Annotated in this window: 13 protein-coding genes; 2 read left to right on the forward strand and 11 right to left on the reverse strand. The window is 60.9% G+C overall.

Annotation, left to right across the window (positions count from 1 at the left end):
* Positions 1-2: 2 nt before the first annotated feature.
* From astA to AO353_RS25660, 7 genes are all read right to left on the reverse strand, one after another.
* Positions 3-1,037, reverse strand: a complete 1,035-nt coding sequence (gene astA / locus AO353_RS25630) for an arginine N-succinyltransferase (protein WP_054597480.1) — start codon at positions 1,035-1,037, stop codon at positions 3-5.
* Positions 1,037-1,972, reverse strand: coding sequence for a citrulline utilization hydrolase CtlX (gene ctlX / locus AO353_RS25635; RefSeq protein WP_054597481.1), 936 nt, complete (start codon positions 1,970-1,972; stop codon positions 1,037-1,039). The genes astA and ctlX overlap by 1 nt, the downstream gene beginning before the upstream one ends.
* 328 nt (positions 1,973-2,300) lie before the next feature.
* Complete coding sequence (locus AO353_RS25640; RefSeq protein ID WP_054597482.1) at positions 2,301-2,777, reverse strand: Lrp/AsnC family transcriptional regulator; 477 nt, start codon at positions 2,775-2,777, stop codon at positions 2,301-2,303.
* A gap of 12 nt (positions 2,778-2,789) precedes the next feature.
* Complete coding sequence (locus AO353_RS25645; protein ID WP_054597483.1) at positions 2,790-3,551, reverse strand: ABC transporter ATP-binding protein; 762 nt, start codon at positions 3,549-3,551, stop codon at positions 2,790-2,792.
* 76 nt (positions 3,552-3,627) lie between these two features.
* On the reverse strand, positions 3,628-4,338 hold the full coding sequence (locus AO353_RS25650) for an ABC transporter permease (RefSeq protein WP_054597484.1): 711 nt from the start codon (positions 4,336-4,338) through the stop codon (positions 3,628-3,630).
* Positions 4,335-5,096, reverse strand: a complete 762-nt coding sequence (locus AO353_RS25655; protein WP_054597485.1) for an ABC transporter permease — start codon at positions 5,094-5,096, stop codon at positions 4,335-4,337. Before AO353_RS25655 ends, AO353_RS25650 begins: the two co-directional genes overlap by 4 nt.
* A gap of 39 nt (positions 5,097-5,135) precedes the next feature.
* Positions 5,136-5,915: a transporter substrate-binding domain-containing protein gene (locus AO353_RS25660; protein WP_054597486.1), complete on the reverse strand. Its 780-nt coding sequence runs from the start codon at positions 5,913-5,915 to the stop codon at positions 5,136-5,138.
* Between the two features lie 458 nt (positions 5,916-6,373).
* Between AO353_RS25660 and AO353_RS25665 the strand changes: the two genes are divergently transcribed.
* Both AO353_RS25665 and AO353_RS25670 read left to right on the forward strand, forming a co-directional pair.
* A complete protein-coding gene (locus AO353_RS25665) occupies positions 6,374-7,480 on the forward strand; it encodes an enoyl-CoA hydratase/isomerase family protein (protein WP_054597487.1) in 1,107 nt (368 codons plus the stop codon).
* 3 nt (positions 7,481-7,483) lie between these two features.
* On the forward strand, positions 7,484-8,635 hold the full coding sequence (locus tag AO353_RS25670; protein WP_054597488.1) for an acyl-CoA dehydrogenase family protein: 1,152 nt from the start codon (positions 7,484-7,486) through the stop codon (positions 8,633-8,635).
* A gap of 96 nt (positions 8,636-8,731) precedes the next feature.
* On the opposite strand, the gene AO353_RS25675 is transcribed toward AO353_RS25670, so the two are convergent.
* From AO353_RS25675 to AO353_RS25690, 4 genes are read right to left on the reverse strand one after another with little or no spacing between them, the layout of a single operon-like run.
* Positions 8,732-9,505, reverse strand: a complete 774-nt coding sequence (locus AO353_RS25675; RefSeq protein WP_054597489.1) for an enoyl-CoA hydratase — start codon at positions 9,503-9,505, stop codon at positions 8,732-8,734.
* Between the two features lie 13 nt (positions 9,506-9,518).
* Positions 9,519-10,646 (reverse strand): acyl-CoA dehydrogenase, encoded by a 1,128-nt coding sequence (locus AO353_RS25680; RefSeq protein WP_054597490.1) that lies wholly within the window; start codon positions 10,644-10,646, stop codon positions 9,519-9,521.
* Between the two features lie 9 nt (positions 10,647-10,655).
* Positions 10,656-11,849 (reverse strand): acetyl-CoA C-acyltransferase, encoded by a 1,194-nt coding sequence (locus AO353_RS25685; RefSeq protein WP_054597491.1) that lies wholly within the window; start codon positions 11,847-11,849, stop codon positions 10,656-10,658.
* Between the two features lie 12 nt (positions 11,850-11,861).
* The gene (locus tag AO353_RS25690; RefSeq protein ID WP_054597492.1) at positions 11,862-12,623 is read right to left on the reverse strand and encodes an SDR family NAD(P)-dependent oxidoreductase; all 762 of its coding nucleotides are present in this window, start codon (positions 12,621-12,623) and stop codon (positions 11,862-11,864) included.
* Positions 12,624-12,636 lie beyond the last annotated feature (13 nt).

Consider the following 12,636-nt stretch of genomic DNA (forward strand, 5'->3'; position numbering starts at 1 on the left):
CATTAGGCCGCCGACTGCTGTCGCGCCGGCACGGCCAGGCTGACGGCGCGCACCGAAGCACCGGCCGTCAAGCCCAGTGCCTTGGCGGTGTGGGCATCGACAATCAAGGTCCCGGCGGCGACCCGCGCTGGCGCGGCGGTGATCCGGCAATCGGCGAACTGGCGGTTGTGAATCAGATACACCGCCGCCTGCTCTCCCGGCGTGCCGATGCTCAGTTGCAATACCTGGCTGTCACGCACCGCGCGAATGTCGCCGGTGGCGCACTCGATCAACGGGCCGCCGTCGAAGATGTCGATGTAATCCTTGTGCTCGAACCCTTCAGCCTTGAGCATCCCCAGCGCCGGTTCGGTGTTGGGATGAACCCGGCCGATCGTTGCCCGCGCAGCCTCGGGCAGCAGGCAGGTCGGCAGCGGGAACTTCGGCATCAGTTCGGCAATGAAGGTCTTGTTGCCCAGCCCGGTGAGGTAGTCGGCGTCGGCAAAATCCATCTTGAAGAAGTGCCGGCCCAGCCCTTCCCAGAACGGCGAGACGCCGTCTTCGTCCGAGTAACCGCGCATTTCAGCGATCACCTTGTCGCCAAAGTACTGGCGAAATTCGGCGAGAAACAGGAACCGCGCCTTGGACAGCAAACGACCATTCAGACCGCTGCGATGACCGGCGTGCAGGAACAACGAACACAACTCCGATTGCCCGGTCATGTCATTGCCGAGAAACAGCGTCAGCAATTGCTGGTTGATCCCGAGGTTTTTCGACGCGGCGACAAACAACCCCATCCGGTAGTTGTACCAAGGCTCGCGCAGCCCGACCGCGCCAGCCAGGGCGCAGATACCGACAGCTTCGCCGTTGTCGGCCTCCAGCACAAACAGGTAATCGGCATCAGCCCGTTCGGCTTCTCCGGCGAAGGTTTTTTCAGCCCATTCCAGGCGCTGACGCAAACGCCCGGCATCGGCGGGCAAGGTGGTCAAACCGGCGCCGGCGCTGTGGGCCAGTGCCAGCAACGCCGGCAGGTCATTCATTGTTGCAGGACGGACGATCATCAATGCTGCTCCTGTGGGCTCACGCGTTTAGGCAGATAGACTTCCGCGAGCATGCAGCGCGCGCTGCCGCCGCCAATCCGCTCGATGGTGTCGATGTTTACCGGTAGAGGTTTGGCGTACGCTTCGACCATCCGGCGCTGGTCGGCATGCAGCGACCGCCAGGCCGTGCGCGACATCACCAGCAACGGCTCGCCAGCGGCGTTGTGCACTTCAAGCATGTTGCCGGCGAACGACTCCAGTTGATCGAAGCTCAGGGTCAAGACTTGCTTGCCGCTGCATTCCAGGCGTGAGCGCAGTGCATTGCGTTCGTCCAGGTCGCTGACCGACTCCAGACAGACCACCGCCAGTTGCCTGCCGACGCTCATCATCACGTTGGTGTGATAGATCGGCACGCCGTGACGGTCCACCGCGTTGAACGCGCAGAGTTCATAGCCGAGGTGTTCAACCACCTGATCCAACGCCTTCGCGTGGGTGCGGGTCGAGTAGCCGGCGTAGCAAATCCGCTGTTCGCGATCGAGGACCATGCTGCCGGTGCCCTCGAGGAATACTTCCTGCTGCTCAAGGTCGGAGAGGTCGAGCAATTGCTCGATGCGGTAGGCATCGCGCAGCCAGTCGAGTACGCCTTTGTCGCGCTCCAGGCGCCGGTTGTGGCCCTGCATCGGGTACAGCACGAGCGTGCCGTCGGGATGGCTGCTCCACCAATTGTTCGGAAAGATCGAGTCCGGGGTGTGCGGGGCTTCGCTGTCGTTGTGCACCATGACTTCAACGCCGTGCTCGCGCAGGGCGGCGACATAGCCGTCGAACTCTTGCAGGGCCTTGAGTTGTACGTCTTCGGCTGCAGCCGCCGGACGCTGGAAACGGTTGTTGGCGGCCGTGTCCTGGTTGAAGGAGAAACGTGTCGGGCGAATCATCAAAACGGTATTGGTGGTTTGCATGGGCACAGAATCAATGAGGGTTGAGAGGTGCTCATTGTCTGATTCGGCGCCGGAAAAACCCGGCTGATAAGGAGGGAGTTGGTGCTGGAAATGGCTGAAAACGCGGTGGCTTGCAGCCGATTTGGCGGGCGTGATAAATCGTCTGAAATCGCTGATTACCGTAGCAGCTGGCGCAGCCTGCGTTCGGCTGCGTAGCGGTCGTAAAACCATGCTCTGCGGTGCTTCAGACTCACCGAGTCGTCAGCATTTACGACTGCTGCGCCCGAGCGCGGACCGAGCCGAACGCAGGCTGCGCCAGCTGCTACGGAACTGCGGCGCTGGGCCCGTTCTAGGTGGAGGTTTTGACCATTGCCAGCTCGGGGTGGCTGACCAGTTTGTCGATGTGCAGGTCCGGGTCGTCGAACCAGACTTCGGTCAATACCCGGTAGTGTTCCATGTCGCGACAGCGCATCCGCAGGCTGTAGTCGAAGGCGCCGCTGATCAATTGGCACTCCAGCACTTGCGGACAGGCGCGGACTTTGGCTTCGAAGGCTTTCTGCGCGGCGCGCCCGCTCTGGTTCGAGAGTGCCACCAGCACCAGTAACGACAGACCGGGGGTCAGTTTTTTCTCGTCGAGAATCGCCCCGTAGCCACGAATGACGCCGAGCTGTTCGAGCTTGCGCACCCGCTCAAGGCATGGCCTTGGCGTCAGGTGCACGCGCTCGGAAAGCTTCTGATAGGTGATGCGCCCTTCGTGGCGCAGCACCTCAATGATTGCCTGATCGATACGATCAAGCACGATCGACATATCGCGGATGTCCGCCATGTACGCCTTGCCTCACTTCAAACGGCCCGATAAAAATTGCTGTAAACGCTCGCTTTTCGGCTGGTCGAGAATCGTTGCATCGCCCTGCTCCTCGACCCGGCCTTGATGCAGGAACAGCACCTGGCTGGACACCTGCCGGGCAAAGCCCATTTCGTGGGTCACCATCAACATGGTCCGGCCTTCTTCAGCCAACGCCTGAATCACCTTCAATACTTCACCCACCAGTTCCGGGTCGAGGGCCGAAGTCGGCTCATCGAACAACAGAATCTGTGGTTCCACCGCCAATGCCCGGGCAATCGCTACCCGTTGTTGTTGGCCGCCGGACAGGAAGGCCGGGTACTGCTCGGCCACGCGTTGCGGCAGACCAACCTTGTCCAGATACGCCCGAGCGCTGACTTCAGCGTCCTTGCGACTGACGCCCAGGACTTTGCACGGCGCCAGCATGATGTTCTCCAAAACCGTCAGATGACTCCACAGGTTGAAGTGCTGAAACACCATCGCCAGCCGCGTGCGCAAGCGCTGCAACTGTGCCGGGTTGGCAACCCGCATGCCACCGGGCGCCTGGCGGGTGACAATCCGCTCGCCGTCCAGCTCGATGGCACCTTCATCCGCCCGTTCAAGGAAGTTGATACACCGCAGCATAGTGCTTTTGCCGGAGCCACTGGCGCCAATCATGCTCACCACATCACCGGCGCGGGCATTCAACGAGACGCCCTTGAGTACTTCGTTGTCACCGAAGCGTTTATACAGATTTTCAACGGTCAGTTTGTACATGCAACACTCCTGGAGCGCTGCCGTTGGCGACAGCGTTCTGGACAGAAAGAGGGAGGAAAAAAGCCGGTTCCGGATCTCAGTGAGCCGGCCCGAGGAAATTCAGCCAGCGCTTCTCTGCGAGACGAAACGCGCCGACCAGGCCAAATGACAGCGCGAGGTACAGCAGCCCGGCGATACCGAAGGCCTGGAAGGTCATGAAGGTCGCGGCATTCGCGTCCCGGGCAACCTTGAGGATGTCCGGAATGGTCGCGGTGAACGCCACCGACGTGGCGTGCAGCATCAGGATCACTTCGTTGCTGTAGTAAGGCAGCGCCCGACGCAACGCCGAAGGCAGAATCAACTTCACATACAAACGCCAGCCACTCAGGCCATAGGCATGGGCCGCCTCGATTTCACCGTAGGGAATGCTGCGGATCGCCCCGGCGAAGATCTCGACGGTGTAGGCGCAAGTGTTGAGGGTGAACGCCAGCAAGGTGCAGTTCATCGCATCGCGAAAGAACGCTTCCAGCAGCGGCTGCGAGCGGACCACCGCGATGCCGTAGATTCCGCTGTAGCAAATCAGCAACTGGATATACAGCGGCGTGCCGCGAAACACGTAAGTGAACAGCTGCACCGGCCAGCGCAGCAGGCCCCAGCGCGAAGTGCGCATGATCGCCAGCGGCAGTGACAGGCAGAATCCGAGCACGATGCTCACCACCAGCAGCCATAAGGTCATGGCCAAACCGGTGAAGTTGTAGCCGTCACTGAACAGGAAAGGTTTCCAGTATTCGGAGATCAATTCGATCATCGCGTCATCCCTCGCACGCCCTGGTTGTAGCGCCGTTCAAGCACGCGCAAGACATAGTTCGAAGCGCTGGTGATCAGCAGGTACAGCGCTGCCGCCAGCAACAGAAAATCCAGCATGTTGAAGGTGCTTTTGCCGGCCTCCTGCGCGACCTTGACCAGGTCCGACAAGCCGATGATCGACACCAGCGCCGTAGCCTTGAGCAGCACCAGCCAGTTGTTGCCCAGACTCGGCAAGGCAAAGCGCATCATCTGCGGGAACACCACGCAGTAAAACCGCTGCCAACGGCTCAGGCCAAACGACGCGCCGGCCTCCTGTTGCCCCCGAGGAACACTGAGGATCGCGCCACGAAAGGTCTCGGTAAAATACGCACCATAGATAAAGCCCAGGGTCACGATACCGGCCACGAACGGGTCGATTTCCATGTACGGCCATTGCATGAACTCGGTCAGGCTGCTCAACCAGCCTTGCAGGCTGTAGAAGATCAGCAACATCAACACCAGGTCCGGTACACCGCGAATCAGCGTGGTGTAAAAGGTTGCCGGCAGGTTCAGCAGCCGCAGCGGCGAAAGCTTGGCCGCCGCACCGAGCAAACCCAGCAGCATGCTGACCAGCAGCGACAGCGCCGAGAGTTTCAGGGTCACCCAGGTGCCGTGCAGCAGCAGTGGGCCATAGCCTTGCAGGGCCGAGAGATCCAGGCCCAGAGCATTGAGGAAGGTATTCACGCAAGTCACCTGTCTTGAAGCACCACAGCGAGGCATTGGGTCGTGAACCACGGCCCAATGCTTCAGGTGCGCTGATCAGTTGTTGTAGAGGTCCAGATCGCCGAAGTATTTCTTCTGGATCTGCGCGTAGATGCCCTTCTCGTGCAGGGCCTTGATGGCGGTATTGAGCATGCCTTTGAGCTCGTCGTTGTCCTTGCGTACACCGATGGCGATATCCGCCGGCACCAGCGGATCACTGATGCCTTGGCTGTTCTTGAAGGGGGCGCCTTGTGGCGACTCAAGGAAGCTCATCTGCGCTTGCAGCTTGTCCTGAATCGAGGCGTCGAGGCGGCCGTAAACCAGATCGGCGTAGACCTGATCCTGGTTCTGATAGGCGCGCAGCTTCACCCCGCCCGGCGCCAGTTTGGCCCTGGCGTAGGTTTCCTGAATGGTGCCTTGCATGAAACCAATGGTCTTGCCCTTGAGCGACTCGGCGGTGGGCTCAAGCCCCGAATCCTTGCGGGTGACGATGGCGGTCGGGCCGGCATACAGACGGTCGGTAAAATCGATCTGCTTCTTGCGGGCGTCGGTGACGGTCATCGACGACTCGATGGCATCGAACTTGCCGGCCTTGAGCGCAGGAATCAGCCCGTCGAAGTCATTGCTGACCCACACACACTTGAGCTTCAGTTCGGCGCAGATCGCGTTGCCCAGGTCCACGCCAAAGCCTTGCACGCCACCGTCGGCGGTGGTCGACTCAAACGGCGGGTAGCTTGGGTTGGTGCCAAAGCGCAGTTCAGTCCACTCTTTGGCGCTAGCGCCGGCCGAGCAGAACAGCATCGCGAGTACAGGCAACGTCAGCCATTGGGTTTTCATCTTCATAAGTCCCGATTTGATTGGAATTATCGCGACCGGGCACGAATGCCTGGGCGCCTTTATGGGCAGGAACAGAGAGTCGATGCGGCGTCTGCCGCAGCAGCGTTCTTATTGTTTGTGTTCGGTGCACCGCCAAAGGCCGGCCACACCCCACCCTGAAACCCTTGGCGCAGACGGCTTCGAATGGAACGCCAGAATGCCAACAGTCGATTGTGCCGAGGTGTCGAAAGGACCGTCGCAGACAGCTCGCTTGTGCTGATGTCAGCATTTTCACAGCCGATCCTGTCGTGAATGCCCTATTAGGGGATTTTTGCGATGAAGGCGTTTGCAGGTATTACAAAAATGCAGACCGGACCTGCATCTATCACGGTTGTACATCGCAAATTTGCACTGTTACGATCCGGCATCGTTCGCGCGCGAACACTTCTATAAAGAACAATAAAAGCAGGGAGTTAGTGATGACTGCTCAGGTTTCATCCCAGGCGACCCACGGCATTGATGCCAGCGCCAACGACGTGCTGGCCGAGGTCCGCAACCACATTGGCCACCTGACCCTCAATCGCCCTGCCGGCCTCAACGCCATTACCCTGGACATGGTCCGTAGCCTGCACCGACAACTCGATGCCTGGTCGAAAGACCCGCATATCCACGCCGTGGTGTTGCGCGGGGCTGGCGAAAAGGCCTTCTGCGCCGGTGGCGATATCCGTTCGCTGTACGACAGTTTCAAAAGCGGCGGCACCCTGCATGAAGACTTTTTCGTCGAGGAATACGCCCTCGACCTGGCGATCCACCATTACCGCAAACCGGTACTGGCGTTGATGGACGGTTTCGTCCTCGGCGGCGGCATGGGCCTGGTGCAAGGCGCAGACCTGCGGGTAGTCACCGAACGCAGTCGCCTGGCAATGCCGGAAGTGGCCATCGGTTACTTCCCTGACGTTGGCGGCAGCTACTTCCTGCCACGGATTCCCGGCGAACTGGGCATCTACCTCGGCGTCAGCGGCGTGCAGATCCGCGCCGCCGATGCGCTGTATTGCGGGTTGGCCGATTGGTACCTGGAAAGCCAGAAACTCGCCGAACTGGATCAACACCTCGACAGCCTCGAGTGGCACGACACCCCGCTCAAGGACCTGCAAGGCCTACTGGCGAAACTCGCGCTACAGCAACTGCCCGATGCACCATTGCAGGCACTGCGGCCAACGATCGACCACTTCTTCGCGCTGCCGGATGTGCCAAGCATTGTCGAGCAACTGCGCACCGTTACGGTTGCCGACAGTCACGATTGGGCAATGACCACTGCCGATTTACTCGACAGTCGTTCACCGCTGGCCATGGGTGTAACGTTAGAGATGCTGCGTCGCGGCCGTCAGCTGAGCCTGGAAAACTGCTTCGCCCTCGAACTGCACCTCGATCGTCAGTGGTTCGAACGCGGTGACCTGATCGAAGGCGTCCGCGCCTTGCTGATCGACAAAGACAAGAGCCCACGCTGGAACCCTCCGACCGTGCAGGCGCTGGACGCCAAACACGTTGCGAGCTTCTTCAGCGGTTTTGACCAGAGCGGGAGCTGAGCCATGCACGATATCGAATTGACCGAAGAACAAGTGATGATCCGCGACATGGCCCGGGACTTTGCCCGCGGCGAAATCGCCCCTCACGCCCAGGCCTGGGAAAAAGCCGGCTGGATCGATGATGCGCTCGTGGCCAAGATGGGCGAGCTGGGTTTGCTCGGCATGGTGGTTCCCGAGGAATGGGGCGGCACTTACGTCGACTACGTGGCCTACGCGCTGGCGGTGGAAGAGATTTCTGCCGGCGACGGCGCCACCGGCGCCCTGATGAGCATCCACAATTCGGTGGGCTGCGGGCCGGTTCTCAACTATGGCACTGAAGAACAGAAACAGACCTGGCTGGCGGATCTGGCCAGCGGTCAGGCCATCGGCTGCTTCTGCCTGACCGAGCCGCAGGCCGGTTCCGAGGCGCATAACCTGCGCACCCGCGCCGAACTGCGCGACGGCCAGTGGGTGATCAATGGCGCCAAGCAGTTCGTCAGCAACGGTCGACGGGCAAAACTGGCGATTGTGTTTGCCGTGACCGATCCGGATCTGGGCAAGAAAGGTTTGTCGGCGTTCCTGGTGCCAACCGACACACCGGGTTTTATCGTCGACCGCAGCGAACACAAGATGGGTATCCGCGCTTCCGACACCTGCGCGGTGACGCTGAACAACTGCACGATCCCCGAAGCCAATCTGCTCGGTGAGCGCGGCAAGGGTTTGGCGATTGCCTTGTCCAACCTTGAAGGCGGTCGCATTGGCATCGCCGCGCAGGCACTGGGCATCGCCCGTGCAGCGTTCGAAGCAGCGCTGGCCTACGCCCGTGACCGGGTGCAGTTCGACAAACCGATCATCGAGCACCAAAGCGTCGCCAACATGCTCGCCGACATGCACACCCGGCTGAACGCCGCACGCCTGCTGATCCTCCACGCCGCCCGGTTGCGCAGCGCCGGCAAGCCATGCCTGTCGGAAGCCTCGCAGGCCAAGCTGTTTGCCTCGGAGATGGCTGAGAAAGTCTGTTCGTCCGCGATACAGATTCACGGCGGCTACGGCTATCTGGAAGATTATCCGGTGGAACGCTACTACCGCGATGCGCGGATCACGCAGATTTATGAAGGGTCGAGCGAGATTCAGCGGATGGTGATTGCGCGGGAGCTCAAGAACTACCTGGTGTGAGCCCCCAAAAGCATCGCGGGCAAGCCTTGCTCCTACGGATTCAGGTGATCTGTAGGAGCAAGGCTTGCCCGCGATGACGTCAGTGAGGACGCTGCATTACTTACCGACGAACTGCGCCTCACGCTTGGCAATAAACGCCGCCATGCCTTCTTTCTGGTCCTGTGTGGCAAACGCCGCATGGAACACCCGACGTTCGAAACGCACGCCTTCGGACAGGCTGACTTCAAAAGCGCGGTTGACGCTTTCCTTGACCATCATTGCAATCGGCAAGGACTTCTTGGCAATCAACGCGGCAACCTTCAGCGCTTCATCCAGCAACTCATCCACCGGCACGATGCGCGCAACGATGCCGCAGCGTTCCGCTTCCACCGCATCGATCAGGCGGCCGCTGAGGCACATTTCCATGGCTTTGGCCTTGCCCACGGCGCGAGTCAGGCGCTGGGTGCCGCCCATGCCCGGCAACACGCCGAGGTTGATTTCCGGCTGGCCGAATTTGGCGTTGTCGCCGGCCAGAATGAAGTCGCACATCAGCGCCAGCTCACAGCCACCACCCAACGCAAAACCGGCGACCGCGGCAATGACCGGTTTGCGTCGGTTGGCCACCCGGTCACTGTCGCTGAACAGGTCGTCAAGGTAGATCTGCGGATAGGTCAGCTCGGCCATTTCCTTGATGTCGGCACCGGCAACAAAGGCTTTCTTCGAGCCGGTCAGCACGATGCAGCCGATTTCCGGATTGGCTTCCAGACCATCCAGCGCGTGGTTCAGCTCGCTGACGATCTGCGCATTCAAGGCATTCAGGGCTTGCGGGCGGTTGAGGGTGATCAGACCCACGCGACCCTGGACTTCCAACAAAATCGTTTCGTAGCTCATGCAACGTTCCTTCTCAAAGATTGCGCGAAATGACCATGCGCTGAATATCGCTGGTGCCTTCATAGATCTGACAAACCCGCACGTCGCGGTAGATCCGCTCCAGCGGGAAGTCGCTCAGGTAACCGTAACCACCGAGGGTTTGCAAGGCCGTCGAGCAGACCTTTTCGGCCATTTCCGAGGCGAACAGCTTGGCCATCGAGGCTTCCACCAGCGCCGGTTTGCCGCTGTCACGCAGGGCGGCGGCGTAATGCACCATTTGCCGGGCGACAGCGATTTGCGTGGCCATGTCAGCCAAACGGAAGGCTACCGCCTGATGCTCGATGATCGGCTTGCCGAAACTCTCGCGCTCGCGGGCGTAATCGCGGGCGGCTTCGAACGCGGCGCGGGCCATGCCGACCGACTGCGAAGCAATCCCGACACGTCCGCCTTCAAGGTTGGCCAGGGCGATTTTGTAGCCTTCGCCCTCCTCGCCCAGACGATTGGCCACCGGCACCTGCACGTCCTCAAAGAGGATTTGGCAGGTGTCCGAGGCGTGCTGGCCGAGCTTGTCTTCAACCCGCGCAACCTTGTAGCCCGGTGAATCGGTCGGCACGATAAAGGCACTGATCCCGCGTTTGCCGGCGCTCGGGTCGGTGACCGCGAAGACAATCACCACCCCGGCATTTTGCCCCGAGGTAATGAACTGCTTGCAGCCGTTGAGCACGTAGTGATCGCCGTTCAGGCGGGCACGGGTTTTCAGGCTGCTGGCGTCGGAACCGGCCTGCGGCTCGGTCAGCGCGAACGCCCCGAGCATGGCGCCGCTGGCCAACGGCTTGAGGAAGCGCTCTTTCTGATCGTCGTTGCCGAACTTGAGGATCGGCACGCAACCCACCGAGTTGTGCACGCTCATGATGGTCGAGCAGGCGCCATCGCCAGCGGCGATTTCTTCCAGGGCCATGGCGTACGCCAGGTAACCGGTGTCGCAACCGCCCCACTGCTCCGGTACCAACATGCCGAAGAAGCCCAGCTCGGCCATTTCGCCGATGGCTTCCTTGGGAAAGCGGTGCTCGCGATCCCACTCGGCGGCGAACGGCTTGAGCCGTTCCTGAGCAAATTGCCGGGCCGCGTCGCTGATTTGTAGTTGTTCGTCAGTTGGTAGCATGTTGATTCCTTAGTACAGGCATTCAACGGCCATGGCCGTGGCTTCACCGCCGCCGATGCAGATCGCTGCGACGCCGCGTTTCAGGCCTTTCTGGCGCAAGGCCGAGAGCAAGGTCACAAGTATCCGCGCACCCGAAGCGCCGATCGGGTGACCCAGCGCACAGGCGCCACCGTGGACGTTGACCTTGCTGTGGGGGATTTCCAGCTTGGTCATCGTCACCAGGCTGACCACCGCGAAGGCTTCGTTGACTTCGAACAGCTCGACCTCATCCAGCGACCAGCCGGTTTTCTTCAGCAGTTTCTTGATCGCGCCCACCGGTGCCACCGGGAACAGCCCCGGCGTATCAGCGAAAGCTGCGTGACCATGGATCACTGCCAGCGGTTTCAGGCCACGTTTTTCAGCTTCTGAACGACGCATCAGCAGCAACGCCGCTGCGCCGTCGGAAATTGAACTGGAGTTGGCCGCCGTCACAGTGCCGCCGTCACGGAACGCCGGTTTCAGGCTGGCGATCTTGTCCAGTTTGGCTTTCGGTGGTTGTTCGTCATCGGTGATGAGTTTCTGCTCTTTGCCGACTATGACCTGCAGCGGAACGATTTCAGCGTTGAAGCTGCCGTCCTTGATCGCCTGTTGCGCGCGCGTGGTCGAAGCGATTGCGAACTCATCTTGCGCTTCACGCGTGAAGCCGTTGGCCTCGGCGCAGTCCTCGGCGAAGGTGCCCATCAGGCGGCCCTTGTCGTAGGCATCTTCCAGGCCGTCGAGGAACATGTGGTCAAGCACTTTGCCGTGGCCCATGCGGTAGCCGCTGCGCGCACGATCCAACAAGTAAGGTGCGTTGGACATGCTTTCCATCCCGCCAGCAACCACCACATCGGCACTGCCGGCCAGCAGCATGTCGTGCGCGAGGATGGCCGCTTCCATGCCCGAACCGCACATTTTGTTCAGGGTGGTGCAACGGGTGGACTTGTCCAACCCTGCACCCAGCGCTGCTTGACGAGCAGGAGCCTGACCGAGGCCGGCGGACAGCACGCAACCAAACAGCACTTCTTCTACCGCGTCGGCGGCCACACCGGCACGCTCGACGGCGGCGCGGATCGCAGCAGCGCCCAGTTGTGGCGCGCTGAGGCTTTTCAGTTCACCTTGAAAACCACCCATCGGGGTGCGGACGGCGCTGACGATAACGATTGGATCGTGGGACATTGTCATGACAAATACTCCTTATTTGGCGGCCATACGCAAGGCACCGTCGAGACGGATCACCTCGCCGTTGAGCATGCTGTTTTCTATGATATGCCTGACCAGCGCGGCGTACTCAACCGGTTTGCCAAGGCGTGGCGGGAACGGCACGCCAGCGGCCAGCGAGTCGCGCACTTCCTGGGTCATGCCGGCCATCATCGGCGTTTCGAAGATGCCTGGGGCGATGGTCATCACCCGGATGCCGTAGCGCGCCAGTTCACGGGCGGCAGGCAAGGTCAGGCTGGCAATCGCGCCTTTGGAGGCAGCGTAGGCGGCCTGGCCGATCTGGCCGTCGAAGGCCGCCACCGAAGCGGTGTTGATGATCACCCCGCGCTCGCCGTCTTCATTGGCTTCTGTTTCGGCAATCGCCGCAGCCGCCAGGCGCAGCATGTTGAAGCTACCGATCAGGTTGACGTTGATCACCTGGCTGAAACTGGCCAGTGCGTGCGGGCCGTTCTTGCCGAGGATTTTCTCACCACGGACCACACCGGCACAGTTGACCAGCCCGTGCAGGCCACCAAACGCTGCGACCGCTGCCTGCACCGCTGCTTCTGCCGCCGCTTCCTGACTGATGTCCGCGACGACGCAATGCGCGCCGAGCCGTTTTGCCTGAGCCGCGACGGCTTCGGCATTCAGGTCCACCAGCATGACTTTGGCACCGGCACCCACCAGCATTTCAGCCGTGGCCGCGCCCAGGCCCGACGCACCGCCGGTGACGAGAAAAACCTTGTTTTCGATCTGCATCATTGTTTCCTTG

Origin of the sequence: Pseudomonas fluorescens (assembly GCF_001307155.1) — a bacterium.
GTDB lineage: Bacteria > Pseudomonadota > Gammaproteobacteria > Pseudomonadales > Pseudomonadaceae > Aquipseudomonas > Aquipseudomonas helvetica.

Excerpts from the sequence above, each read along its gene's own strand:
- astA (WP_054597480.1), bottom strand. The coding sequence starts at position 1,037 with ATGATCGTCCGTCCTGCAACAATGAATGACCTGCCGGCGTTGCTGGCA.
- ctlX (WP_054597481.1), bottom strand. The coding sequence starts at position 1,972 with ATGCAAACCACCAATACCGTTTTGATGATTCGCCCGACACGTTTCTCC.
- AO353_RS25640 (WP_054597482.1), bottom strand. The coding sequence starts at position 2,777 with ATGGCGGACATCCGCGATATGTCGATCGTGCTTGATCGTATCGATCAG.
- AO353_RS25645 (WP_054597483.1), bottom strand. The coding sequence starts at position 3,551 with ATGTACAAACTGACCGTTGAAAATCTGTATAAACGCTTCGGTGACAAC.
- AO353_RS25650 (WP_054597484.1), bottom strand. The coding sequence starts at position 4,338 with ATGATCGAATTGATCTCCGAATACTGGAAACCTTTCCTGTTCAGTGAC.
- AO353_RS25655 (WP_054597485.1), bottom strand. The coding sequence starts at position 5,096 with ATGCCTCGCTGTGGTGCTTCAAGACAGGTGACTTGCGTGAATACCTTC.
- AO353_RS25660 (WP_054597486.1), bottom strand. The coding sequence starts at position 5,915 with ATGAAAACCCAATGGCTGACGTTGCCTGTACTCGCGATGCTGTTCTGC.
- AO353_RS25665 (WP_054597487.1), top strand. The coding sequence starts at position 6,374 with ATGACTGCTCAGGTTTCATCCCAGGCGACCCACGGCATTGATGCCAGC.
- AO353_RS25670 (WP_054597488.1), top strand. The coding sequence starts at position 7,484 with ATGCACGATATCGAATTGACCGAAGAACAAGTGATGATCCGCGACATG.
- AO353_RS25675 (WP_054597489.1), bottom strand. The coding sequence starts at position 9,505 with ATGAGCTACGAAACGATTTTGTTGGAAGTCCAGGGTCGCGTGGGTCTG.
- AO353_RS25680 (WP_054597490.1), bottom strand. The coding sequence starts at position 10,646 with ATGCTACCAACTGACGAACAACTACAAATCAGCGACGCGGCCCGGCAA.
- AO353_RS25685 (WP_054597491.1), bottom strand. The coding sequence starts at position 11,849 with ATGACAATGTCCCACGATCCAATCGTTATCGTCAGCGCCGTCCGCACC.
- AO353_RS25690 (WP_054597492.1), bottom strand. The coding sequence starts at position 12,623 with ATGCAGATCGAAAACAAGGTTTTTCTCGTCACCGGCGGTGCGTCGGGC.